The 26,229-nt window shown below is 28.5% G+C and carries 20 protein-coding genes and 1 tRNA gene; 12 read left to right on the top strand and 9 right to left on the bottom strand.

All coding sequences use genetic code 11. The annotated features are described in order from the left end of the window. Positions 1-31 precede the first annotated feature (31 nt). From dnaB to gltP, 4 genes are all read left to right on the top strand, one after another. Positions 32-1,405 (top strand): replicative DNA helicase, encoded by a 1,374-nt coding sequence (dnaB, locus tag M9397_RS02550; RefSeq protein WP_250226823.1) that lies wholly within the window; start codon positions 32-34, stop codon positions 1,403-1,405. Between the two features lie 476 nt (positions 1,406-1,881). Continuing rightward, positions 1,882-2,358, top strand: a complete 477-nt coding sequence (ssb, locus tag M9397_RS02545; RefSeq protein WP_250226822.1) for a single-stranded DNA-binding protein — start codon at positions 1,882-1,884, stop codon at positions 2,356-2,358. A gap of 606 nt (positions 2,359-2,964) precedes the next feature. Beyond that, the gene (locus M9397_RS02540; protein WP_250226821.1) at positions 2,965-4,608 is read left to right on the top strand and encodes a Na+/H+ antiporter; all 1,644 of its coding nucleotides are present in this window, start codon (positions 2,965-2,967) and stop codon (positions 4,606-4,608) included. A gap of 707 nt (positions 4,609-5,315) precedes the next feature. Then, positions 5,316-6,602 carry a glutamate/aspartate:proton symporter GltP gene (gene gltP, locus M9397_RS02535; protein WP_250227209.1) on the top strand — a complete coding sequence of 429 codons (1,287 nt, stop codon included), beginning with the start codon at positions 5,316-5,318 and terminating at the stop codon, positions 6,600-6,602. Positions 6,603-6,906: 304 nt separating this feature from the next. Here the strand turns inward: gltP and M9397_RS02530 are convergent, their stop codons facing one another. The 5 genes from M9397_RS02530 to M9397_RS02510 form a co-directional block, all read right to left on the bottom strand. Further along, the gene (locus M9397_RS02530) at positions 6,907-7,314 is read right to left on the bottom strand and encodes a Rid family detoxifying hydrolase (RefSeq protein WP_250226820.1); all 408 of its coding nucleotides are present in this window, start codon (positions 7,312-7,314) and stop codon (positions 6,907-6,909) included. A gap of 67 nt (positions 7,315-7,381) precedes the next feature. Continuing rightward, complete coding sequence (gene argF, locus M9397_RS02525; RefSeq protein WP_250226819.1) at positions 7,382-8,410, bottom strand: ornithine carbamoyltransferase; 1,029 nt, start codon at positions 8,408-8,410, stop codon at positions 7,382-7,384. Positions 8,411-8,633: 223 nt separating this feature from the next. Next, on the bottom strand, positions 8,634-11,489 hold the full coding sequence (locus M9397_RS02520) for a valine--tRNA ligase (protein WP_250226818.1): 2,856 nt from the start codon (positions 11,487-11,489) through the stop codon (positions 8,634-8,636). Positions 11,490-11,500: 11 nt separating this feature from the next. Then, positions 11,501-11,953 carry a DNA polymerase III subunit chi gene (locus M9397_RS02515; protein ID WP_250226817.1) on the bottom strand — a complete coding sequence of 151 codons (453 nt, stop codon included), beginning with the start codon at positions 11,951-11,953 and terminating at the stop codon, positions 11,501-11,503. 51 nt (positions 11,954-12,004) lie between these two features. After that, positions 12,005-13,513, bottom strand: coding sequence for a leucyl aminopeptidase (locus tag M9397_RS02510; RefSeq protein ID WP_250226816.1), 1,509 nt, complete (start codon positions 13,511-13,513; stop codon positions 12,005-12,007). 260 nt (positions 13,514-13,773) lie between these two features. Between M9397_RS02510 and M9397_RS02505 the strand changes: the two genes are divergently transcribed. Together M9397_RS02505 and lptG are read left to right on the top strand one after the other, a co-directional pair. Then, positions 13,774-14,895: an LptF/LptG family permease gene (locus M9397_RS02505; protein ID WP_250226815.1), complete on the top strand. Its 1,122-nt coding sequence runs from the start codon at positions 13,774-13,776 to the stop codon at positions 14,893-14,895. A 5-nt stretch (positions 14,896-14,900) separates the two neighbouring features. Beyond that, positions 14,901-15,974 carry an LPS export ABC transporter permease LptG gene (lptG, locus tag M9397_RS02500; RefSeq protein WP_284150752.1) on the top strand — a complete coding sequence of 358 codons (1,074 nt, stop codon included), beginning with the start codon at positions 14,901-14,903 and terminating at the stop codon, positions 15,972-15,974. A 35-nt stretch (positions 15,975-16,009) separates the two neighbouring features. On the opposite strand, the gene M9397_RS02495 is transcribed toward lptG, so the two are convergent. Beyond that, positions 16,010-16,906: a LysR family transcriptional regulator gene (locus M9397_RS02495; protein WP_250226813.1), complete on the bottom strand. Its 897-nt coding sequence runs from the start codon at positions 16,904-16,906 to the stop codon at positions 16,010-16,012. Positions 16,907-17,345: 439 nt separating this feature from the next. Here M9397_RS02495 and M9397_RS02490 point away from each other — a divergent pair. The 4 genes from M9397_RS02490 to M9397_RS02475 all read left to right on the top strand — a co-directional run bounded on the left by M9397_RS02490 (position 17,346) and on the right by M9397_RS02475 (position 19,495). Then, a tRNA-Leu gene (locus M9397_RS02490) sits at positions 17,346-17,428 on the top strand. A gap of 292 nt (positions 17,429-17,720) precedes the next feature. Further along, on the top strand, positions 17,721-17,858 hold the full coding sequence (locus tag M9397_RS02485; protein ID WP_250226812.1) for a hypothetical protein: 138 nt from the start codon (positions 17,721-17,723) through the stop codon (positions 17,856-17,858). 20 nt (positions 17,859-17,878) lie between these two features. Further along, positions 17,879-18,523, top strand: coding sequence for a metal ABC transporter ATP-binding protein (locus M9397_RS02480; RefSeq protein WP_250226811.1), 645 nt, complete (start codon positions 17,879-17,881; stop codon positions 18,521-18,523). Between the two features lie 99 nt (positions 18,524-18,622). Beyond that, the gene (locus M9397_RS02475; protein ID WP_250226810.1) at positions 18,623-19,495 is read left to right on the top strand and encodes a metal ABC transporter permease; all 873 of its coding nucleotides are present in this window, start codon (positions 18,623-18,625) and stop codon (positions 19,493-19,495) included. A 534-nt stretch (positions 19,496-20,029) separates the two neighbouring features. Here the strand turns inward: M9397_RS02475 and lptB are convergent. From lptB to lptC, 3 genes are read right to left on the bottom strand one after another with little or no spacing between them, the layout of a single operon-like run. After that, a complete protein-coding gene (gene lptB / locus M9397_RS02470) occupies positions 20,030-20,755 on the bottom strand; it encodes an LPS export ABC transporter ATP-binding protein (RefSeq protein WP_250226809.1) in 726 nt (241 codons plus the stop codon). Positions 20,756-20,800: 45 nt separating this feature from the next. Further along, on the bottom strand, positions 20,801-21,310 hold the full coding sequence (lptA, locus tag M9397_RS02465) for a lipopolysaccharide transport periplasmic protein LptA (protein ID WP_250259637.1): 510 nt from the start codon (positions 21,308-21,310) through the stop codon (positions 20,801-20,803). Beyond that, positions 21,288-21,890, bottom strand: coding sequence for an LPS export ABC transporter periplasmic protein LptC (gene lptC / locus M9397_RS02460; RefSeq protein ID WP_250226807.1), 603 nt, complete (start codon positions 21,888-21,890; stop codon positions 21,288-21,290). The genes lptA and lptC overlap by 23 nt, the downstream gene beginning before the upstream one ends. Positions 21,891-24,462: 2,572 nt before the next feature. On the opposite strand from lptC, the gene M9397_RS02455 reads away from it, so the two are divergent. Together M9397_RS02455 and murA are read left to right on the top strand one after the other, a co-directional pair. Then, positions 24,463-24,720, top strand: a complete 258-nt coding sequence (locus M9397_RS02455) for a BolA family protein (RefSeq protein ID WP_250226806.1) — start codon at positions 24,463-24,465, stop codon at positions 24,718-24,720. 63 nt (positions 24,721-24,783) lie between these two features. Next, the gene (murA, locus tag M9397_RS02450; protein ID WP_250227208.1) at positions 24,784-26,043 is read left to right on the top strand and encodes a UDP-N-acetylglucosamine 1-carboxyvinyltransferase; all 1,260 of its coding nucleotides are present in this window, start codon (positions 24,784-24,786) and stop codon (positions 26,041-26,043) included. The last annotated feature ends 186 nt before the right edge of the window (positions 26,044-26,229 follow it).

Genomic DNA, 26,229 nt, shown 5'->3' with positions numbered 1-26,229 from the left:
TAAAAATTTATGCGGAGAAAATATTAAGACAATGCATGTTTCGCATGATCAACAAGTAAATAATGTAAAGATACCACCGTATTCATTAGAAGCTGAACAATCAGTATTGGGTGGTTTAATGTTAGATAATACTCAGTGGGAATATGTATCAGTACAAGTAAATTCTGATGATTTTTTTAATTATGCTCATCGAATTATTTTTAATGAAATGAAATGTTTGTTAGAAAGGAATAAACCTATTGATTTAATAACACTGTCGGAATCTTTAGAGATTCAAGGAAAATTAGAATTAGTGGGAGGATTTGCATATTTAGCAGAGTTGTCAAAGAATGTTCCTAGTGTCTCTAATGTAGTTGCATATGCCGATATAGTACGTGAACGTTCGGTAATACGCGCAATGATTGCGATAGCAAATAAAATTGCTGATGCCGGATATAATCCTCAAGGTCGAAGCAGTGACGAGCTATTAGATTTAGCTGAATCTCTCGTTTTTCAAATCTCAAATAGTAAAAGTAATCACAATATTAATCCACAAGGAATAGATCATATTTTAGAAAAAACAGTTGCTCATATTGAGAAGGTATGTAATAAACCGAAATATGGTGTTACTGGTGTTTCTAGCGGATATAAAGACTTGGATAAAAAAACTGATGGTTTACAAAAATCTGATCTTATTATTATTGCTGCTCGTCCTTCTATGGGAAAAACTGCTTTTGCTATGAATTTATGTGAACATGCCGCAATGACTGAGAAGAAACCAGTGTTGATATTTAGTTTAGAAATGCCTGGTGATCAAATTATAATGCGTATGTTAGCTTCATTGTCTCGAGTTGATCAAGTGCGTATTCGTACGGGGCGACTGAATAATGAAGACCGAGAAAGAATTACTAGTGCTATGGAACTTCTTTTGGAAAAACGTAATATATATATTGATGATTCTTCGTGTTTAACGCCTTCTGAAGTGCGTGGTCGTGCTCGTAGGTTGTGTCGTGAACATGATGGTTTGAGTTTGATTATGATTGATTATTTACAATTAATGAGAGTACCGTCTTTATCTAATAATCGTACATTAGAAATTTCAGAAATTTCTCGTTCGTTAAAAGCTTTAGCTAAAGAATTAAAAGTGCCAGTGATAGCAATCTCTCAGTTAAATAGAGGTTTAGAGCAGCGTACTGACAAGCATCCTATTAACTCAGATTTACGTGAATCTGGAGCAATTGAACAGGACGCCGATCTTATTTTATTTATTTATCGTGATGAAGTGTATCATGAAAATAGCGAAATGAAAGGGGTTGCTGAAATTATCCTAGGGAAACAACGAAACGGTCCCATTGGCACCATACGGTTGATGTTTAACGGACAATGGTCTCGATTTGATAACTATGTTGAATCTGGTCAATATTGATATTCTATTGGTGATGTGGATTTGTTGTAGATATTACTATATAAAGTAGTAACTTATGTATTTATTTTAAGCAAAGTTTTTAGTATTTGTTTTACAATAAATGATACATAATACATATATAAATATTATTGTTTAATTATGTTTTATACTGTAATAAACATAAAAAATAAAGTTAATTATGAATTAATAATTAATTATTATTATATGTTTCAGTATAAATGTGATTTTTAATTTTTTTCATGAAATTCATGCAATAATTTAAAATTTTTTACTAATACAGTGTCGTATCACTCGATAAAATACTGATTCTTAATATGATTCATTTTATTTTATGGAATTTTTTAGAAATATTAGTTAATAATATTGGTTTTGATTGAAGTATATTAATTATATTGTTTAATGCAATGGCAATCACATAGTTATTTGAATAGAAATGTTTTATATAAAAACCATACGATGTAATTAGCGGAGGCATTGTGGCTAACAGAGGAATTAATAAAGTTATTTTAATAGGGTATCTCGGTCAGGAACCGGAGATTCGTTATATGCCTAATGGTAATATGGTCACTAATATTTCAGTAGCTACTACTGAATCCTGGAAAGATAAACAAACGAATGAATTTAAAGAAAAAACTGAGTGGCATCGTGTAGTGTTATTTGGAAGATTAGCAGAAATTGCATCAGAATATTTGCATAAAGGTTCTCAGGTGTATATCGAAGGATCGTTAAAAACTAGAAAATGGCAAAATAAAAATGGACAAGATCGGTATGTTACTGAAATCATTGTTAATATCGGAGGAACAATGCAAATGTTGGGTAGCCGTCATGCAGGAGAAAACGTATCATTAGATGATCAGAACATAATGAATAACAGTGACGAATCTACATCGAATGATGTAGCTTCTAATGATTCGCCCGATGTTTCTTTCGATGAAGAGGATATTCCTTTTTGAACGAACTTGAATGCATTAAAATTGACTTTGGTCTGTTTTATTGTGTGAGATGTTGTTGTGTATGGGTTGGATTTTAGAATAGTTAGGCTCATGTTATATATTTATATATAGCCTATAAACATCAATATACATAGATTATGTTTTGTATTTTTAGTTATATCAACAGAAATTTCATATTGTTATCATGTTGTTTAAATTATATAAACTAATCAAATATGCATTTATATTTTTGCTATCATTCAATCAACTTGATCATATTAACGAGTGTTAAAGTGCTTCAAACAGAGTTATTACAAGAATTGCCATACATCTAGGATGTTATACAGTAAGTATATATACATATATGAATGGTACATTCAATACTATATTGAATATATTTAAATAATAAATCATAGTGTTTATATTGTTAAAGCAAATGTAAAAATATTTTGATTTCTTGTACGTAGTATATAACCAAAGGGTTATATACATATATAAATTCAATCATTTTGTTTAATGCATTATGCATTAATGCCATGCTTATATACAATATGAAGTAAATATAAAACTAATATTATATTCGTAGGTAAAATATTTATTTTTTTTTGATACGGTTGAGATTACGGCATGGAGATTTTTTTCACGATTCTTATTCTTACTTTAGCTGTCTCTATGTCAGGAGTTATAACGCGAATTTTGCCATTTCAAATGCCATTACCTTTAATGCAAATTGTATTAGGAGCTTTATTAGCTTGGCCTAGATTTGGATTACATGTAGATTTTAATCCTGAATTATTTTTGTTGCTTTTTATTCCCCCTTTATTATTTTCTGATGGTTGGAAAACTCCAATGCGTGAGTTTTTGCGTCATGGGGGAGAAATTGTTATATTGGCATTGGTATTGGTTATTATTACCGTGGTTGGTATTGGATATTTAATTCATTGGATGATACCAGAAATGCCTCTCGTAGCAGCATTAGCATTGGCAGCAGTTTTATCTCCAACTGATGCAGTAGCGCTTTCAGGCATTGTGGGGGAAGGACGTATTTCTAAAAAGATTATGGATATTCTTCAAGGAGAAGCTTTGATGAATGATGCATCAGGTTTGGTATCGCTCAAATTTGCTATTTCAGTAGCTATGGGTACTATGGTTTTTAGTGTAAGTGGAGCTTCTATAGAATTTATCAAAGTATCTATGGGTGGATTATTAGCAGGGGTAGCTGTTACTTGGGGATATAGTAAATCATTAAGGGTTATCACTCATTGGAGCGGTGGTGATCCTGCTACTCAAACAATATTGCTTTTATTATTGCCTTTTGCGGCATATTTGGTTGCTGAACATATTGGGGTATCTGGGATATTATCGTCAGTTGCTTCGGGAATGACTATTGGGCAATCAGGAATAATTCGCAATGCACCGTTAGCTATGCGTTTAAGAGGGAATAGTGTTTGGACGATGTTAGAATTTGTGTTTAATGGCATGGTATTTATTATGCTGGGATTGCAATTACCAGATATTTTATCAACCTCTATTTCACAAGCAGCAATGGATCCAACTATTAAAACATGGATGTTATTTGTATACGTAATTCTTATTTATTTCGCATTAATGATACTTAGATTTGGGTGGTTGTGGTTGATGAAAAACATAAGTTTATATTGTATGACTAAGCGTCCAATGGTATTTGGTGAATATAGTATACGAGAGATTTTAATTGCTTCTTTCGCTGGGGTACGTGGCGCTATTACATTAGCAGGAGTACTTTCAATACCACTTTTTTTGAGAGATGGATCAGTTTTTCCATTTCGTTATCAATTAGTTTTTATTGCCACTGGTGTTATTCTGTTTTCTTTACTATGTGGTGTAATTGTTCTTCCGTGGTTGTTGCAGGGAATTATAGTATCTGATAAATTATTACAACGAAAAGAGGAACGTATGGCACGAGCGATAGCAGCAGAAGTAGCTATTGAAAGTTTGTATAAACTGGAAGAACGGTTAATACATAGCCAAGAAGAAAATATTGATAGTCAAATTATTAATGAGGTAAGTGCGCGTGTTATAGGGAATTTACGTCGTCGTATAGATGGCAACAATGATGCGAATTCTATGTTAACTGAAGAATTAGAAAGACGGATGAGGTTGAATGCATTACGTGCTGAACGAGGAGAATATTATCATTTGCGCGCACAACAAAAAATTAGCAATGAAACATTAACTAAATTATTACGTGATTTAGATTTTTTGGAAGCTTTATTAGCAGGGCACGAATAATATCACTTATCTTAATAAAGATAATATTGTGATTTCGTGTAAAGATTATGGTAGTATTAAATACTAAAGAATTTAAAAAAAATTAAAAGTAACTGATATAAATATTGGTCATGTATGCTGTTGTGATAATCTCAATTATATAGTAAAATACGATGTTATTTTATTTTCAATGCAATTATATATTGTTATATGTTACGTGTTGACGTAACATATAATTTTTTTTGTTAAAAAATAATAATTTTTTGATGGATATTTCGTTATGAGATCGGTTGGTTTTAATTATGGGCGGTTTTGTCCTTTTGGCAGGTAGTTTGAAATTATTAGGGTCTCTCTATTTAAGATAGAGATAGGGTGTTGATGTTATATTGTGCTTAGTTGTAAGTTTTCATGAATAGTTAATACATAATTTTATGTATTAATTTGGTATATTACTCAATGCACATAAAAAAATATGTTGCGTTGAGTTTTGTTTTTTCAAGTAATTGTGTTTAATAAATCATTTATAATGGATATGCAGTGTTTTTGATATAAAGTTTAATCAATTTTTTGTGAATTGGTTTATGTTTGTGATTAGTAGTTTCTTTGTGTACGTTTGTGTTATTTCATGGGGATTCTGAGAAGAAAATTGTTTAAATTAATTGAATATGATTGATTCGGAATTGATGGTACAACAAACATGACTCATTTTAATTAAGGGAACTATGATGATTAAAAAGTTTAAAATTACCCTTGCTTGGAAAATTTTTTTTGCTTTAAACTTGGGTATTATTTTAGGAATTGTATTGCATAATCAAATAGAATTAAAAGATTGGATGATTACTACATTTTTGTCTCCAGCTGGAGAAATTTTTATCCGAATGATAAAGATGATCGTGGTTCCCATTGTAATGGCTACGTTGGTAGTTGGAATTGCTGGTATTGGAGATGCTAGAAAATTGGGCAGTATTGGTTTAAAGACTATCATTTATTTTGAGATTATTACAACACTTGCTATAGTGCTTGGTGTAGCTTTCGCTAATTTGATGCATCCTGGTTATGGAATTGATATGTCTCTTCTTTCGAAAACAGATATTTCAATGTATGAACAAACTACATCTGAAATACAATCCAATTTAGTGAACACTATGTTATCGTTGATTCCTTCGAATATTATTCATTCTATGGCTAAAGGAGATATGTTGCCAGTTATTTTTTTTTCAGTCATCTTTGGGCTCGGATTAGCTACGTTACCAGAAAAAACTAAAACTCCATTATTAGATATTTTTAATTCTATAGCGGATACTATGTTTGAAGTAACACATATCGTGATGCGGTATGCTCCTATCGGAGTGTTTGCTTTGATTTCAGTGACCGTTGCGACTTTTGGATTTAGCTCTTTATTACCCCTTACTAAACTTGTATTATTAGTTTATGGTGCTATTATTTTTTTTGCATTAGTAGTATTGGGTATAGTGGCACGTATATGCAATCTTAGAATTTGGAAATTAATTTGTATTTTAAAAGAAGAATTGATTTTATCTTTTTCTACTGCTAGCTCAGAGACTGTATTACCGCGTATCATAGAGAAAATGGAAGCTTATGGAGCCCCTTCAACTATCACTGGATTTGTGGTGCCTACTGGTTATTCTTTTAATTTAGATGGATCAACTTTATATCAAAGTATTGCTGCTATTTTTATTGCGCAATTATACGGTATTGAGTTAGCTTTAAGTCAGGAAATTATTTTGGTATTGACTTTAATGATTACTTCTAAAGGTATTGCTGGTGTTCCAGGGGTTTCTTTTGTAGTGTTATTAGCTACATTAGGTAGTGTAGGTATTCCATTAGAAGGATTAGCGTTTATAGCAGGGGTAGACAGGGTTTTAGATATGGGTCGTACAGCTTTAAATGTCATAGGCAATGCTTTAGCGGTGCTAGTTATTGCAAAGTGGGAGAATCAATATGATACAGAACGAGCGCTTATATATGAATCAGAGATGTTATCTAGTAAATAAATAAAATAGTATCTGTTATTTATAATAATTTATAAAAATAAGATTTTTCAATATTGGTATATTTAAAATTTTTGTTTTCTTTAAAAATAAAGATGTATGTAATAATGATGAAAGAATTTTATTACTTATTGTGTAAGTATCTTTTATAAATAGAGAGATAATGCAGTTTGAGGTCTGTATACATCTATTTGGCTCCCTATTTAAAAAATAGGGAGCCAAATAGATGTATCATTATCAATGAGATTATGCAAAATGATTTGTTTGTTTGTTGTTTATTAGTGTTTTTGTCATGATTATTATATATCTATAAAATACGCGCAGCGATAGCTTCAATTTCTATTTTAGCATTTTTTGGAAGTCTAGAAACCTCTATACAGGATCGTGTTGGTAAGATTGTATCTTTATTATAATTAAAAGAAGATGAATGAAAAAAATTTTTATAGCTAGCATTTATAGTAGGCATATCATTTATATCAATGACAAACAATGTAGTTTTAATAATATTGTTTATTTTTAAACCAGCAGTTTTTATGATGTTTTGGATATTGTTTAGTGATTGATGTGTTTGATCGTAGATATTATCAGGAATAGTATCTGTATCCGGGCATATTCCTATTTGTCCAGATACAAATACTATGTTTCCTATGTCTATTGCTTGAACATAAGGCCCCATAGGGAGGGGGGATTTTTTTGTATTGATAATGTGAAACATATGATTTATCCTAATTTTTTAATGAAAAAGATGCTCTAATTTTGAGTATTTATATCAAATAATTCTATTATTTATTAATAAAATTATTAGCATTGGGTAGTAACGTTGCCAGAATCAGAGCTTTGGCGGTATGTAATCGATTTTCAGCTTGATCAAACACTACACTACAAGAAGATTCGAATATATCGTTTGTTACTTCTAGTCCATTTTTCAAATTATATTGTCTTGCTATTTTTTTACCAATAGTGGTGTCGTTGTTGTGTAATGCCGGTAAACAATGTAGAAATTTCACATTTGGATTATTGGTCTCTTGGACCATACGATGGTTTACTTGATATGGAGATAATAAAGAAATACGTTCTTTCCATATTTTTTCATTTTCTCCCATAGATACCCATACATCAGTATATAAAAAATCTACATTATTGATTCCGATAGGAATATCTTCAGTCAGTGTGATATTTCCATTATTACGTTGCGCAATATTTTTACAATTTATAAATAGTTCTTGTGTTGGCCAAAATATTTTAGGTGATACCAATCTCAAATCAAATCCCATTATAGCAGCAGCTTCTAATAAAGAATTGCTGATATTATTTTTTGCATCTCCTATATAGGCTAACTTCATTTGATGAAACATTTTATGTGGTAGTTGTTCTTTCATAGTCATCAGATCGGCAAGTAATTGTGTTGGATGAAATTTTACGGTAAGTCCATTCCATACTGGTACCCCAGAATATTGTGCAAATGTGGTAACTGTATCTTGACTGTAACCGCGATATTGAATCCCATGATACATGCGGCCTAATATTTTAGCAGTGTCTTTAATAGATTCTTTATGCCCAATTTGACTAATATTTGGAGTCAAACAGGTTACACATGCACCTTGATCAAATGCTGCTACTTCAAAGGCACATCTTGTTCTAGTTGAATGGTTTTCAAAAACGAGTACAATATTTTTTCCGTTTAATTTTTTAATTTCAGTTTGTGTATGTTTTTGGTGTTTTAAATGACTGGATAATTGTAATAAGTAATAAATTTCATTTATAGTGAAATCCATTAATCGTAAAAAAGATCGTTTATATAATTGATTCATATGATATTTACCTAAAATATTGATATTTATATAATCATGTGGTGTTAAACATTGTGAATATATATATGGAAATTAATTTTGATCATCAAAGCGTGAGAGTTATTTATAACTAATTAAAAAATAATGGAATAAATTTATTACTTAATTTTTTAATTCATACTTAGAATACGAATAAAAATTTATTTTCCAAATTGTTTTTATTTATATTTTTTGTATCAACTGATTACAGTTTTTTTATTATATCGCATTGATCAATCAATTTATTTTGAATTTGTTCGTAATAATTTAATAGTTTTTGTTTATTTTGGATGACGGAATTTGGAGCCTTCTTCATAAAATTATTGTCATCTAACAGTTTTTGTATTGCTTCAATTTTATGATTTATTGATTTTGATTCTTTTTTCAATCTATTTATTTCGATCTCTTTGTTAAACGTTTCAGGTATTTGTATTAATAATTCTGATGAATCTAAGGGTATTATCACTGATTTTGGATAAACTGTATCTTTGGGTATGAAATTGATACTTCTTAATTGAGCAATATGACATAAAATATTGGAATTTTCTGTAATGCGTCTTTTAATTTCTGATGAAGTATTTCTAAATACTATCTGTAGGGGTATATTGTATGCTATATTCATGTTTACTCGAGTGGTACGTATTGCTATGATAGTATGTTTCATCCATTCTAGATCTACTACAGATTTTGTGTCGATCATAGATTCATTATATTCTGGAAATGATTGTAGCATAATTGTTTTTCCGTTATTTCCACTAATTATTTTAACTTCTTGCCAAATTTTTTCTGTGATAAAAGGAATAATTGGATGCGCTAATCTTAGTAATGATTCTAACAATGTAATTAATGTGTAACGCGTGCCTCGTAGTTCTAATGTATTTCCATGGTAAAGTATTGGTTTCGTTAATTCTATATACCAATCACAAAACTGATGCCAAATAAATTCATGTAAAATATTTGCTATTTTATCAAAACGATAAATTTCTAACTTTTTATGAAAAATTTGTATTGTTTGATAAAATTTTGTGGTGATCCAACGATCTGCTAAGGAAAATGATTTTTCTTTAGCAGATATACCGCAATCTTGATTTTTAGTATGCATGAGAATAAAGCGACTAACATGCCATAATTTATTGCAAAAATTACGATAACCTGTTAGTCGTTTCATATCCCAATGTATATCTCGTCCAGATGATGCTAATGCTACTAAGGTGAATCGTAAAGCATCTGTTCCGTAAGGTTTGATTCCATTGGGGAATTGTTTTTTGGTATATTTTATAATTTGATTAGACAATTGTGGTTGTAACATGTTTTTTGTTCGTTTTTTTAATAAATTTTCTATTGAAATACCATCTATTATGTCTATTGGATCGATGATATTTCCTTTAGATTTAGACATTTTTTGACCAAATTCGTCGCGTATAAGACCGGTAATATATACAGTTTTAAAGGGAATTTGCGCTGATCCGTTGTCATTTTTAATGAAATGCATAGTTAACATAATCATTCGTGCAATCCAAAAAAATATGATGTCAAATCCACTGATTATAATGTTAGTAGGATGAAAAACATTTAATAAATTAGTATTTTTAGGCCAACCTAAAGCAGCAAATGTCCAAAGACTTGAAGAAAACCATGTATCTAATACATCTTCATCTCTATGTAATATTACGTCGTTATCTAATTTATTTTGTGTTCTAATGTCTTGCTCGCAGTGTCCTACGTATATTTTGTTATTATCATCATACCAAGCAGGTATTTTGTGTCCCCACCATATTTGACGAGAGATGCACCAATCTTGCAGGTTGTGCATCCAGCTAAAATACATATTTTTGTATTGTTTTGGAATAAAATTAATCATATCTAAATTTACTGCGTTTATTGCATGTTGTGATAAATTTTTAATTCGTATATACCACTGATTAGTTAACATGGGTTCGATTATAGTGTCAGTACGATCACTATATGGAATCGTTATATCATGAGGTTCTATCTTATGTAGCAATTTAAGTGCGTTGCATTCGGAAATTATTTTTTTTCGTGCTTTATAACCGTCAAGATTATGGAATATTTGGGGAATATTGCAGTGTAACTGCTCATTAAGTTGTCCATAGCTGTTAAATACTTCTGGTTGTGTAAGAATTTTTCCATCAAGTGAAAAAATTTTTATCATAGGTAATGCATGTCTTTTTCCTATAACATAATCATTAAAATCATGGGCAGGAGTGATCTTAACGCAACCGGTTCCTTTCAACATGTCTACATGTTTATCAAAAATAATAGGAATACGTCTGTTAGTTATAGGTGTGATAACGTATTTTCCGATTAAATTTTTATAGCGAGTATCTTCTGGATGTACTGCAATGGCAGTGTCTCCTAATATAGTTTCTGGTCGTGTTGTTGCGACAACTAAGTGATTAGAGTTTGAATTAATAATAGTGGAGTTATCAAATTTATAGTTTATATACCACATAAAACCTTTTGTTTTTTTATTTGTAACCTCTAGATCAGAAATTGCGGTTTGTAATTTGTAATCCCAGTTTACCAACCTTGTTCCTCTATAAATGAAATTATTTTGATATAAACGAACAAAAGCTTCTGTTACTGCATAAGACATCTCTGTATCCATGGTGAAACGTTTTCTTTTCCAATCTACTGAATTCCCTAATCGTTTCATTTGATAAGTAATAAATCGTTCAGATTGATTTTTCCATTCCCAAATTTTTTTTATTAATTCATCACGCGTATAATCGTGTCTGTTTTTACCTGTATTATTGTAAATTTTATGTTCCACCAGCATTTGAGTAGCAATCCCAGCATGATCTGTTCCTGTTTGCCACAAAGTGTTCTTGCCTTGCATTCTTTGATAACGAATCAAGACGTCCATAATAGTTTGTTGAAATGCGTGTCCGAGATGTAATTGTCCTGTAATATTAGGTGGAGGCATCATAATACAATAACTTCCTTGAGATGTATCTCCATGGGGACTAAAGTAGTCTTCATGTTCCCAACATTTATAAATTGATTCTTCTATGTTTTTAGGGTTATATATTTTTTCCATGATATAATTGCTCATGAAGTTGGAGTGTTAATAACATTTATCTGAAATCCATTTCTTTTGTAGGATTGATATCTGTATCTTGCCCATTTTTTTAAAATGTCAGGTATGGGAACAAAATCTATTATTTCGTTAAAATTAAAAAAAAAGCTCATATTTTTTTGCATAAGATTTATTAATAAATCTCTTGGTTGATTATCATAATAATATTGATTCCAATATATGGTTATTGGAGCGTGATGGATATTTTTCCCAAATAGATTATGTGGCAAAAATGAATCTTGATCAAATGTCCACAATATTTCGTCTATTTTTGTAGCTTGCTGTTTATTTTCACAAGTTACTAATATAGTTTTTCCCGATCTCCACTGCATAGTTATTAACTTGCAAGCAAATTGTTCGATATAGTCAGATTTATTTTGTTGTTCAAATTTTTGAGATAGTAAGTAAAAAGTACCGTGTTTCATATATTATTGATCTTGATTATTTTTATAAAATTGATTTTATAAAAATAAATTTTAAATTTCACGGGATGATCTATTGATGAGGTATTGCGATAAAAGTGCAACGGGACGCCCCGTTGCACTTTTATCGCAATGCTCAGATATCCATGCTGTTCCAGCAATATCTAAATGTGCCCAACGATATTTATAAGCGAACTGTTGAAGAAAACATCCGGCTGTAATAGCACCACCGGGTTGACCCCCAACATTTGTCATGTCCGCACATGTAGATTTTAATTGTTTTTGAAACATTTCGTCTAATGGTAATTTCCAAACATAATCTTTGGTTTGTTCTCCAGCTATAATTAATTCGTTAGCTAAATTTTTGTCATTAGACATTAAACCGCTAAAATGATGTCCTAAAGCAATCACACAAGCTCCGGTTAATGTAGCTATATCTATTACAACATCAGGTTTATAACGTTCTGCGTATGTTAATGCATCACATAGAACCAAACGACCTTCAGCGTCAGTGTTTAATACTTCTACTGTTTTTCCTGATAAAGTAGTCAAGATATCACCTGGACGGAATGAAGTATGGCTTATCATATTTTCACAAATAGCAAGTATTCCGATAATATTTAGTGGCAAATTTAGTTTTATCGCTACACACATAATTGCATATACTGTAGCAGCTCCACACATATCATATTTCATTTCATCCATTTTATTTGATTCTTTAATAGAAATTCCACCAGAATCAAAGGTTACACCTTTTCCTATAAATACAATAGGAGGAACATTAGATCCTTCAGGATGTCCTCTGTATTTAATTATGGGCATTGTAGGAGCATAACGAGATCCTTTTCCTACTGCTAAATAAGCATTCATACCTAATTGTTTCATTTTTAAGGCATCGACTATATTTATTGTGACATTATCATAGTTAGATAATTCATTTACTTGATTGACAAAATAATCAGGAGTACAAAAATTAGGAGGCATGTTTCCTAGGTCTTTAGCTGTTTTTATTCCATGAACGATAGATAATCCATCCCTAATAGATTTTTTACAAAATCTTAATTCATTTTCATTAGGAATATATAATATTATTTCATTTAGTGATCGATTTAATGTAGCTTTATTGTTTTTAAATTTATTAAAAACATATAATTCTTCATTGACGATTTCTATCGTTTGTCTTATTTTCCAATAATTATCGTATCCTTTTATATTTAATTCACTTAAAAAAAGTAATATCCTAACTATGGGCATCTCTTTGCATAAGATTATTATTTTTCGAATTAATTTTTTATAACAATTTTCATTAAAATCAGATTTGTTGCCACAACCAATTAATAAAATTTGTCTATTTTGTAAATGAGGTACGTCGTATAATAAAAGTGTTTGAGTGATTTTTCCGTGTAACGCTCCACGATGTAACAACGAACTGATATATCCTTCGCTTATGTCATCAATTTTTTTGGTAGAGGGAAATAAATGTAATTCTTCAAATACGCCAGTAACAATGCAGCCGTCAGGATATAATTCTATATGATCGCTAGTAACTCTAAATTTTATCATAAAATTTCCTATGTGTAAATATGTCAAATGATATGCTGCAAAACAAACTAGATACAACATTCATAAATTTTTTTATATTTTATGTGGAAACATAATTAACATATATCATTGTGACGATTTGTATTGGATTTATAACTCAATAGTAATTTTTTTGTTGCATTATACACAAATCGGAATATGTATCATTTTTTCAACATCATAATCTGTTACCATTACAATACTTATTTTTTATGTAAAAACAAGTTTTTTTAGGCAATATAATGATATTTACCAAATATATATTGAAAGAAACATTTAAGAATCAGTTCATTATTTTAACATTGTTATTTTTAGTGTGCTTTTCTCAAAAATTGGTTAAAATGTTGGGTTTGATGATAGATAATAATATTTCAATATGCTTGATTTTTCTGTGTCTTGGATTAAATATACCAGAATTAGGAAAATTACTTATTCCTTTTAGTGTATTTTTAAGTGTGTTAGTAACGTTTTATCGATTACATGTTCATAAAGAAATTATAGCTATGTATTCTTGTGCTGTAGATAAATATATCTTTATAAGAAGCATGGTTTTTTTTAGCGGGATCGTTGCTATATTCACTATGATTAATATAGCGTGGTTATCTCCTTATTGCTCAAGTTGTCAAAGTAGATTGTTGTATCAAATTAAGGAAAATATTAATTCGGTTGTTTTATCAGAAAAAAAATTTCAACCGTTAGCTACTAAATACTTAATTTTATTTTCAGATAGCATTCAGGGAAATACATTAAAACACGTGTTTTTATCGAAAAAAAATCCAGATAAAGATAGTGATATGTTTATAATTATCACTGCAGATCAAGGCAGTGTTTGTAGAAATTCTGATGGATCTCGATCAATTATTTTAGAAAAAGGCACATATTATGAAATTTATAATAAGTGTGAGTTGCGCAAAGATGTGTTTATTACCGATTTTTCTCAGTATGCAATGTTAATCAATGGTACTTTTAAAAGATTGTTAAAAAAAAATGAATCTGTTGATCATATGTCTATGTATCAGTTATGGTGTTCTGATCAATTAGAGATGCGGATGGAGTTTCATTGGCGTTTAACTCTGTTAGTATCTATTTTTATTATGCCAATGATCGCAGTATTATTAATCACTGTTGTTTCATATAATTATTTCTCAAATTTGTTAGCAACACTTGTTCTATGTACAATTTTTTTTATTTTTCATATTTTACTGCGCTCTTATATTCTGTTGGATACAATAAATCCTATAGTATGGATGTGGGTTATTAATAGTATTTATTTATCGATAATTTTATTGCTTAATTCATGGGATACTTCTTGTATGAAAAAATTAGTTTTAATAATGTGTTATCGTAGTCACATAAAAATATAGTGTATATGTATAGCATTTTGAATGATTACATTAGAAAAATGGTTATATCGAATATAACAGCGGTGTTCTTAGTGTTACTATCTTTATCTAGTGTAATCAAATTAGTTGATGAATTGCGTAAAACAGGAGAAGAAAATCATTCTGTTTTTGAAGTTATTGTGTATATGGTTTTAAATTTACCAAAAGATTTTGAATTATTTTTCCCTATAGCTACTTTGTTAGGTGGGCTTTTGGGTTTATGTATGCTCGAAGTGCATAATGAATTTATAGCAATGCAGGTCTCTGGATTTAGCAGATTACAGATTGCTGTATCAGTAATAAAAGCTTCTATTCCTGTACTATTATGTAGCATCATTTCTAATGAATGGGTGGTGCCTAATAGTGAAAAAATAATGTGCATGTATCATAATCAATCACAACATGATTCTTCTTCGCTGTCTGTAAAGATTAAAAATCTGTGGTTTATAGATAATAATAATTTTATTTATGTTGAGAATATAATCACTTGTAATGAGTTGTTAGGAATAAATCTGTATAATTTTAATGAAGAAAAAAAATTAAAAAAGATATGTTATATTGAACGGGCAGTATTTGCGAATAAAGTATGGCATTTAATTAATGTAAATGAGTTGGATATTTCTGAGGAAATATATGTTACTAATAAAAAAACACCCCATTCTGAATGGAATGCTGCGTTAACTCCATATAGATTATCCATGATGATTACGCATCCAAATTTTTTGTCTATTTCTAAATTATATAGTTGTGCTAAATATTTTAATAGGATTGGTCAAAATTCTAAATATTATCAAGTGATTTTTTGGAAGAAAATATTATCTCCTATCTCTGGGTCGGTGATGACCATAATGGCACTAGCGTTTACTTTTGGACCATTATATAAAAAAAAGATAGGTGTTAGACTATTTGTAGGAAGTATAGTGGGGTTTTTATTTTATATTGTAAATCAAATATTTGGAATATTAAGTGCTACACATAGTGTTTCTCCAATAATTGGATCTATATCACCTAGTGTAATATTTTTAGCAATTAGTGTTATTATTATGTGGATATATTCATAATCTTATGAATATAAAAATTTTTGACAATTTTTATATTATATTTTGGTTAAAAATATGTTTTTAGTAAATTCTCTCAGCCATTTATGAGCAGAAGAGTGGTTATGTTTAGAATGCCATGCTTGAATAATACTTTTTTTGCCTAAATTAAAATCAGTATTAAAATATGTTACTGGTATATTTAATGTCTGTATCATTGTTAATGTAAACTCTGGTATTATTGCTAATGCATCTGAATTAATTATAGCGTTGACAGTGGTAATATATCCAGGAGTAATACCAATTAAATTACGTTCTGACCAAAAATATCTACTATATTCATCGGCATTGGTTAAATGTTCATGTTTGGTTTTGATGAATTGATATTTTAACAAATTATCCATATTTTTAGGTTGAGATAAAATAGGATGATGATTCCGACATATCATATAACATTTGGATACGTAGATAGTTCGAATAGTTATTTCGGGATTAAGTGCACGTATTTCTCCTATATATAAATCTATGGTGTGGTTGCGCAAAAAATTATCATCGTAATCTGAATCATTTACTAAATGAATGAATACATTGGGAGCTTCATTTTGTATTTTTTGAAATAAGATAGTATTCAGGATAAAAAGAATAGCATTATTTGATGCAATAGTAAATGATATAGTAGTAGTTGTAGGCTCAAATACTATGTTGCTGTTGAATATTGACTCAATACGATTAACTAATTCTTTAATATTTTCCTTTAGAGAAATTGCTTTAGGTGTAGGGATTAATTTAGTTCCACTACGAACTAAAATTTGATCATTAAATAAAATACGTATTTTATTGAGGGATTTACTAATAGCTGGAGCAGTAACATTTAATTTTTTTGCTGCTAAGTTTACGCTATTATTTTCTAGTAGTGCATTAAGAATTACTAGTAAATTGAAATCAAAATTATTCATATAATAAATTTTCATGTAATATTTATGTTACATTGTATTATAATGTATAAATGTACAATAGTAAAATATATTAAATATACTTAATCATAATGTTATTGTACACTTGTATAGTGTGACCATCATAAGTGGTGGTGTAGTTGATGTAATAAAAGTTTTTGATACATTGTTATTGTAATAACAATGTCACATAATATACGTGTATTTGGTAATTCTTTATATTATTAAAAATGAAACATTTAATAGATGGTGTTCGAATTTTTTAATATTTTGAATTATATTTCATGAAGAATTATATTATATTTACAATTTTAATACTTAAGTTGAATGATTGTGGAACAATTGATTTTGTATATTGAATTATCTTTCAAAATTTGATAGACTTTTTGAGGTTGTGTAGTCTTCTTACATAAGGTGGATTTACTAGATATGTTCAGATTTTGCCGAAGTGGCGAAATAGGGAGACGCAATTGACTCAAAATCAATCACCTTAATGGTGTGCCGGTTCGAGCCCGGCCTTCGGCAATTTTATATCAGGTAATTATAAGAAAGTAATTTTAAGATTGATAATCTGAATTTAGTTTTGAAGATGTACAAATAGATTTCGGTGTTATGATGAACAAATTTCATCTATTTATTAATTAAAGTACTACTATTATATAGTGATTGAATTTGTTTGGAGTAATAAATATTTATGTCGATTTGTTAAAATCGTTTGGGTTTGTGTCTTGAATTTTTTCTTTTTTCAAAAAGGTTGTTGTTTTTACTTAATAATTTTGTTATGTTATAACATAACAAAATTATTAAGGAAACCCCATTGGCATTTCATTTGAAACAACGTTTGTCAATTACTATGAAAATATTTCTTGCTTCAGGGTTACTTCGTATGCTCATAGTACTATTTATATTGTTATGTTCATGGGTTGCTATTTTTTGGTCTTCTTTGCTACCGTAATAATACAAACACTTAAAACTATGATAACATTACATAATTTAATAGCAGGTTATTATGGGCGTAATGTTAGTCCATCTGTAAGTGGCCAGATTAAGTATGGTAGTATGATTGCTATTGTAGGACCTAATGGAATAGGTAAATCTACTTTATTAAAAACTTTAGCTGGATTATTGCCTCCGGTGTCCGGTCGATTAGAATTTGGAAAAAAAGGTAAACCTCGTATGGGGTATTTGCCTCAGAATAGAACTATAGATCACCATTTTCCATTAACTGTATTCGACGTAGTATCTATGGGTTGTTGGCCGAGAGTAAATTTATTAAAAAGACTTAACCGATATCAAATCGCAGTAATCTGGCGTTCTTTAGATCAAGTGAAATTGTTAGATGTATTAAATCAATATATAGAAACCTTATCGGGCGGACAAGTGCAACGCATGTTATTTGCTAGAATATTGGCTCAGAAGGCATCGTTGATTTTACTTGATGAGCCATTTCAGGGTATTGATATGAATACTTGCAAGATAATGATACGCGCTGTAAATCTTCTGTGTAGACGAGGATGTACTGTGATTGCTGCATTACATAATAATGAATTCGTTACTGAATATTTTCCTAATATATTATCGTTAACTCGCTTCCGTAGTGTTTGGAATCCGTCCATATAAATGTTAAAAACTTTAAATTTTAAGATATTTTTGATTGTTTTGTATGTACTTCCGTATACATACATAAAGTTGCTTGTAGTAAATCAAAGGGTTGTATGAATGATCATTCACATATTATTTGATCCTTTTATTAACTGTGGATATATGCGCAGAGCTATAGTTGCTTGTTGTATATTGTCTATTAGTATCACGCCAATAGGTAATTTTTTGATGTTGAGACGTATGAGTCTAGTAGGAGATGTGTTATCTCATGCTATATTACCAGGTGTGGCGATAGGGTATTTTTTTTCAGGTATGTCATTTATGATAATGAGTATAGGGGGATTTATTTCTGGTTTAATGGTCGCAATATTGTCTAATTGGATTAGTGAAAAAACATTGTTGAAACAAGATGCTAGTTTTGCTGGACTTTATCTTGGATCTTTAGCATTTGGAGTTATATTAATGTCGTTACATGGTCCTAATATAGATTTGTTGGATTTGTTATTTGGTGGATCTATTTTATCTGTAAATTTATTAAATTTAGGATGTATTGGGATCATTAGTACTATAACTTTACTTACTGTCGCATTATTTTATAGAGCTTTGATTATTGAAATATTTGATCCAAATTTTTTAAGAAACAATAACATTGAAGTATCGAGATGTATTCAAATATTTTTTTTGTCAATAGTCATGTTGAACTTAGTAGCAAGTTTTCAAGTCACTGGTACCTTGATGTCTGTTGGTTTAATGATGTTGCCTGGACTATCAGCTCGATGTTGGGTTAAAAGTTTAATACATATGTTGCTCTTATCAGTATTTGTTGCTTTTTTGTGTTCGTGGATAGGGTTGCTTGGATCATTTTACATGTTTTTACCTGCAGGCCCTACTATAGTATTATGTGGTAGTGTAATTTTTTTAATTTCGGTGTTATTTGGTAGAAATAAAGGTATTGTATTTTCTGTATATAACAAAAAACAAAATTTATGATTATTATCATTATTTGTTTGATTAGAGTATTTTTTGTGATGTATACAGATAAATTTAGTATTCTAATGCTATAATTTTATGTATAAGTAATTAATTTATTAACATAGTACATACTATGTAGAAGTATGGATTAATATTAATTTAAGTATATTATTACTAATAATAGCGATATATTTTCATTGTATTTAAACAGACAAATGGAAGATCTAAGAAAACTTAAATCTTTATTTAACGGGGCTTATAATAACAGGAACAATAATTGGTTTGAACTGATTGTTAAAATAGATAATATTTGTGTTACGAAGTTTATTTTGGTTTTTAAATTATTCAGTTAGTGTGTTTATTTTTTTACGATGTAGTACACAAAGTATTTTTTATTAGTAATTTTATATTTATTTTGATGTAATTTGTTAAATTTTATTGTTTATAGATCGATTGAAAATAATGTTTGAATATTGATAGTTTACACAAATTGATTTTTTTAAAATTATTTTATTTTCATTATTCCATATAACACATGATATGTGTCATGTGTTATATTTTAAATATATCTCCTAAGTATACTTTTTGTACGTGTTCATTACTTAATATTTCCTTAGGGGATCCATGGGCAATTGATTTTCCTTGATTAACTATATATGCTCGTTCACATATACGTAATGTTTCTCGTACATTATGATCGGTTATTAATACTCCCAGTTTTCTGGCTTGAAGTTGTTTAATAATTTTTTGTATATCTATTATTGAAATTGGATCTACTCCAGAAAAAGGTTCGTCGAGTAATATAAATTTAGGATTAGCAGCTAATGCTCTTGCAATTTCTACACGTTTTCGTTCACCGCCAGACAACGTGTGCCCGATGTTATTTTTTAAATGACTGATATGAAAGTTATTCATTAATTCTGTAATAAGTTTATCACGTTTTTTTTTATTAAGATCATGTTGCGTTTGCAATATAGCCATTAGATTATCAAATACAGTTAATCGACGAAAAATGGAGCTTTCTTGAGGCAAATAACCTATTCCTAATCGAGCTCTAAGGTAGATTGGTAACATACTAATATCTTTGTTACCAAGTAAAATACTACCGGAATTATGTTGAATAATTCCTAATATCATATAGAATGTTGTAGTTTTTCCCGAGCCATTTGGACCTAATAATCCAACAATTTCTCCAGAAGTTACATATAAGCTTACATTTTTAACTACATGTCGTCCTTTATAAATTTTGGATAGATTTTTTATAGTCAGTGTTGTCATGAAATTAAAATATAACTAATGATGTAATGTATGTTAAATATATTTTTAAATGGATTTTTTTGATAAAGTTGTTATAACTTTATTGCCTTGGTTGGAAGTGGCTTTTATTTTTTTATTTTTTATTGAGTATGTAATCTTATCACTTTGTATAGAATTTTCTGATTGTTTTATATAAGCATTACCAATAAGAATAACGGTATTATTGTTGGTATTGTACTGTATTATTGATGATTGAGCAAATACCACATTCTTCGTTTTTTGAGTTTGATTTAAAGTAACAGGGTTTCCATGCGCTTCTATCATGGACAGGTGATGTGTATCTTCTACATGAGAGATTAATATCTTATCTGCATAAAGATTAATATCTTTATACTTCAACGTCACTTGACCTGTAAAAACTATTGTATTAGTTAACATATTGATTGATTGACATTCAGAACAAATTTGAAGTATTTGTGATTTTTTATCTTCTACAGCATAGGAGTGAGCAAATATTAAAAATGTATTGATACAAGTAATCATTATTTTATATTTATCGTATATGTTGGATTTCATAACAGGTTTGTGCATTATCAATTAATTTTGCTGTTTGTGTATGTAAATTAGCATACATTTTCATCCCTACAGAATAAAAATAATGACCATGTATAATTACTGTTTCATTTGAAATAATGTCTTGAGTTATTAAGTTAATTGTTGCTTGATTTGTAATAATGGACTGAAAGCATGTGTTATTTATTAAATTATTGATATGTACATATCCGTATAAGTGTAATGTTTGTTCAGAATTCAATTTGGCTTGGTTTGCTATGATTTTCCACGTTGGAATATTTTTGTTGTTGAAAGATGTGATGCTAGGATACATGAACCAAGTAATTTTTTGATTTGAAAAATGTTGAATGCAATGTGCCGTCAATTTAAATTGCAGTTGTCCTGTTTTATTGTATATGTTCACGATGATATCGTTGCCTTGATGAGTACATATGTTATGATCAGATAACAGGTGTAATGATGTATTCAACATGATTGATGTTTTTTTCATGATAAAAAACGTAAAAATTATGATTAATATCAATAAAATTAAAATAAAAATATATTTTTTATTTTTTTTTGGTGACTGTGATGTATAAAACATTATATAGGATCTCATATTTAATTAATGATTATAACTTAATATTTTTTTTATTTTTTAGATGATAAAAGATATTATTAGATAGGTAATATGAATTTAATATTATTACGATTGTTTTCTTTTAATTGTTGTTTCGATGAAATACGCATTTAAATAATCAGTTATTTAATATGAAACAATATAAAAATATTTTAGAATTATCCTTTAAAAAAATAATATGTAACAAAGATTATTTGAATATATGAATTATAAATTATGTATTTTGCAGTGATATATTTCTGAAGAATATTACGTTTTTTAAGTCTTCATCTATAAGAAGATTTAGGTATCTTTTTAAGTTTGTGTAAATAGTGTGCATTGTATATGAATATGTTCGAGATGAATAGTTATTATGTTAATTAATGGATTGTAATTTAAATCACGCATACTACTGTTGATGCGCATATATATTTTCAGTAACTAATAGTAATCAAATAAAATATATGAATTTTTTTTTAAAATATATTTGTTAATGAAAATCATAACTTATATTTTTAGTTTTTATATAGCAAATAGATTCTTAAGTTTTGCGATATTGTTAAAGAAGTATTATATTTAATGATACTATTTTTATTTAAAATATCTTCTATTTTTAATAGAAAGATTAAAGAGTAATTTTTATTATAAAAAAATTATATTATTTAGGTGAAAAACGTGAATAATAAAGAATATTTTTATATTAAAGTACACGAACTCATAATAATTTATTTATTATCATTAATTAATAATTGTTTATGTTAATAATTTTTTTATTTATATTATTAATATGGTCGATTATAGTATCTGTAATCATTTATAAATTTTTGATATTTCAGTAAAAGTATTTAAATAATTTATGTTTTATAATGTATTTCTATGAAATAGACGTGTATAAATTTTAATTTTTGTTTTATAGAAAAAAATTATTTTCAAAATTAAATTATTATTGATGATAACTGCATAATTGGGTTTTAGAATATAAACAATAAAAAGAATAGATTATTAATAATAGATGGAATGATTTGACAGTTTCATTATAGATGGAAACATCAGCATCATGTGATTTGTAAAAATAATCATTTGTTTAGAATGTATTTAAACAATAATTATCGTTATGGTTTTTAAAAATCAAAAAATAAGTTAATCTTTAGTAAAATTAAAGAATTGGAAATGGGAAGGCATTTGCATTTTTATTAGAAAATTTTCATGTAAGGTGTGTTTAAATATGAGATATAAATGTGTATATATGTTATGTAATTAGATTATTTAAATAAATTATTTAGTTGAAAAATCATTCAATAATGATTAATAATGATGATTAAATGATTATTTTAAATTTTTTAAGGCTATTGTTATTTTGATAATATTAATAATTGAAGATACCCATATCTTACAGTAATTAAAGATATTACATCAGTATGATTAGATATTTCGGGAAATTATTTAATTATGGTTGTCGATTGATATATAGCAGTGTGTTTAAAAATTAGGTAAAAATACTATTTATTTGACGTTCGTGTAGTTTATTCATCATGATATTTAATATGGATTTTTAGTATCAAAATATGAGTATTATTGTATGATAAAAGTCATTAAAGTGAGTCGATGTTATTTAAATCAGTAATAAATAACACCGATCTAGATTAGATAATATTAGTAACAATATCAATTAAAATTTTTATTATTTTAAGATTTAGCATCGAAAAACATAAGAATATTTTTGATTTCTAAATACAATTACAAATAAGATAGATTGGTGTATTGCTAATGACTAACAAATAATTTAGTTATACAGGTGTTGTTGATTATTCATGTGTAATATTGCTAAGGGTGTGGATATTTTGAGTTAGTTAAATTATTTTACGAATTTTATGAATAATCAATTTTTATATCATTATAAATGATGTGTAATTTTTCTGATGAAAAGGATTATCACTGATTCAATGTGTTTAGATATATGTTTTGTGAAGGATTTTATTATGATTGAATTAACAATTTGAAATAATATCTTTTAGCATAAAAATTATCGATCGATAGATATGATGTCTATCCTATAAAAGGTATTTATTAATAGTGTTTATTCTTGAAAATACATTATATCCTATTTTTTTATATTTAAATTAAATTGAGTAGCATTACATAATAACGTCTTGGATATGAGATGTTTAATAATGAATTTTATTTATAGATTAAAGAATATTGTTATAATGTTTTTATTTGTATTGAAGAATACTTAAATAGTAATTACAGAAAATATTTTAATTAATAATGGAAATCATTGATATTAATTAATTATCTTGTAATATTTTATATTATATATTGTATATTTTATATTGCGATTTGTTTTTTAGAAAAAGTTCAATAACAATGAATATTGTTATACTTACTGTAACAGAAAGTAAGTGATTCGTCATGCAAATGCAAATGAAATATTAGATTAAATTGATATTTTGATATAAAACAACAGTAGAATAATAATTGTATAGTCATAAAAAATATGAGAACATAATTCTGCATTTTTCTAATACTATATATGATTATTTAAATGGTGATAGTTATGCGTGCGGATGAAGTCAAAAGTATTTTATTAAAAAATTTGTCATTAGATGAAGCATATGTTTCTCTGTGTGATAATAATTATCAAATTATCGCCGTAAGTCATGTTTTTTATGATGATATGGATGAGTTAGAACGGCATAAAATCATATATGCTCCTCTTATGAAGTATATTTTAAATAATAAAATTCATTCAATATCTATTCAAGCATTCAATCCTAAGGAATGGAATAAGAAACGTCGATTATGCGGTACGTGAACGTGAATCAGTTTTTAATTAATGTTAAATTAATATAATATATCATGATATTAGGCTATGACAATGGATAGATTTTATATTCATGGTCCTACTCCTTTAAGTGGTGAAGTGAGTATATCAGGTGCTAAAAATTCTGCATTGCCAATTTTGTTTGCTACATTGTTGACTGAAGAACCAGTAGAAATTTTTAATGTACCTAAGTTAAAAGATATTGATGTTACTATAAAATTGTTAACACAACTTGGAGCAAAAGTGGATCATTGCGATGTAGTCTTTGTAGATACTAGTAGTGTTAATACGTACTGCGCATCTTATGATTTGTCTAAATCTATGCGCGCTTCTATTTGGGCATTAGGACCATTAGTAGCACGGTTTGGAGAAGGTAAAATTTGGCTGCCTGGCGGATGTTCAATTGGGAAAAGATTAGTGGATTTACATGTCAACGGTTTAGAGAAATTGGGAGCGACAATTATTTTAGAAGAAGAATATGTTACAGCTTCTGTGAATGGACGGTTACACGGTGCTCATATTATCATGGATAAAATCAGTGTTGGAGCTACGGTTACTATAATGAGTGCTGCTGCATTAGCAGAGGGGATTACTGTCATTGATAATGCTGCTCGCGAACCAGAGATTGTTGATACTGCTAATTTTCTTATTATGTTAGGAACTAATATTAATGGAGCTGGAAGCAACAGAATTACTATCGAAGGGGCTCAAAAATTAGGCGGAGGGAAGTATTCAATTATGCCCGATCGTATTGAAACTGGTACCTATTTAGTTGCAGCTGCTATTTCGCGTACAAATGTAGTTTGTTTAGGATCTCGTCCGGATACCTTACGTTTTGTGATAAAAAAATTACGTGAATCTGGAGCTGATATTGATATTGGAAAAGATTGGATCGGTTTGAATATGCATGGGAAAAGACCCAAAGCTATTACTGTATGTACTAAACCATATCCAGGATTTCCTACTGATATGCAAGCACAGTTTACTTTATTAAATATAGTTTCTGAAGGAACGGGAAAAATTGTAGAAACTATATTTGAAAATAGGTTTATGCACGTACCAGAACTTGTTCGTATGGGAGCTCGTGTTAAAATATCAAATAATATGATTGTGTGTCACGGTGTTGATTCATTAATCGGTGCTCAAGTTATGGCCACGGACTTACGGGCTTCTGCAAGTTTAGTATTAGCTGGTTGTATTGCTGAAGGGTTGACAATAGTGGATTGTGTATATCATATTGATCGTGGATATGATCATATTGAAAAAAAGTTAAAACATATGGGAGCTCATATTGAACGAGTTACTAATAAATAACTGTTTTATTGAGTGTAGCAATTTTAAATTGCGTTTTTTGAGTGATCTTCTTGTTGAAATATATGTTTTTATGTTATTTAATTATATTAAATAATTAGAGTTTATATGGGAATCTTTGTTAAAATTATTTAATGGTATATAATATAGGTTAATTAATTATTTATTAGTTGTGTTGTTGTTTAAAGT

The sequence above is a fragment of the Blochmannia endosymbiont of Camponotus sp. C-003 genome, from assembly GCF_023585685.1.
In the GTDB taxonomy this organism is placed as follows: domain Bacteria; phylum Pseudomonadota; class Gammaproteobacteria; order Enterobacterales; family Enterobacteriaceae; genus Blochmanniella.
Note: the sequence above shows the minus strand (reverse complement) of the source record. Positions and strands in the feature narration are given on the sequence as shown.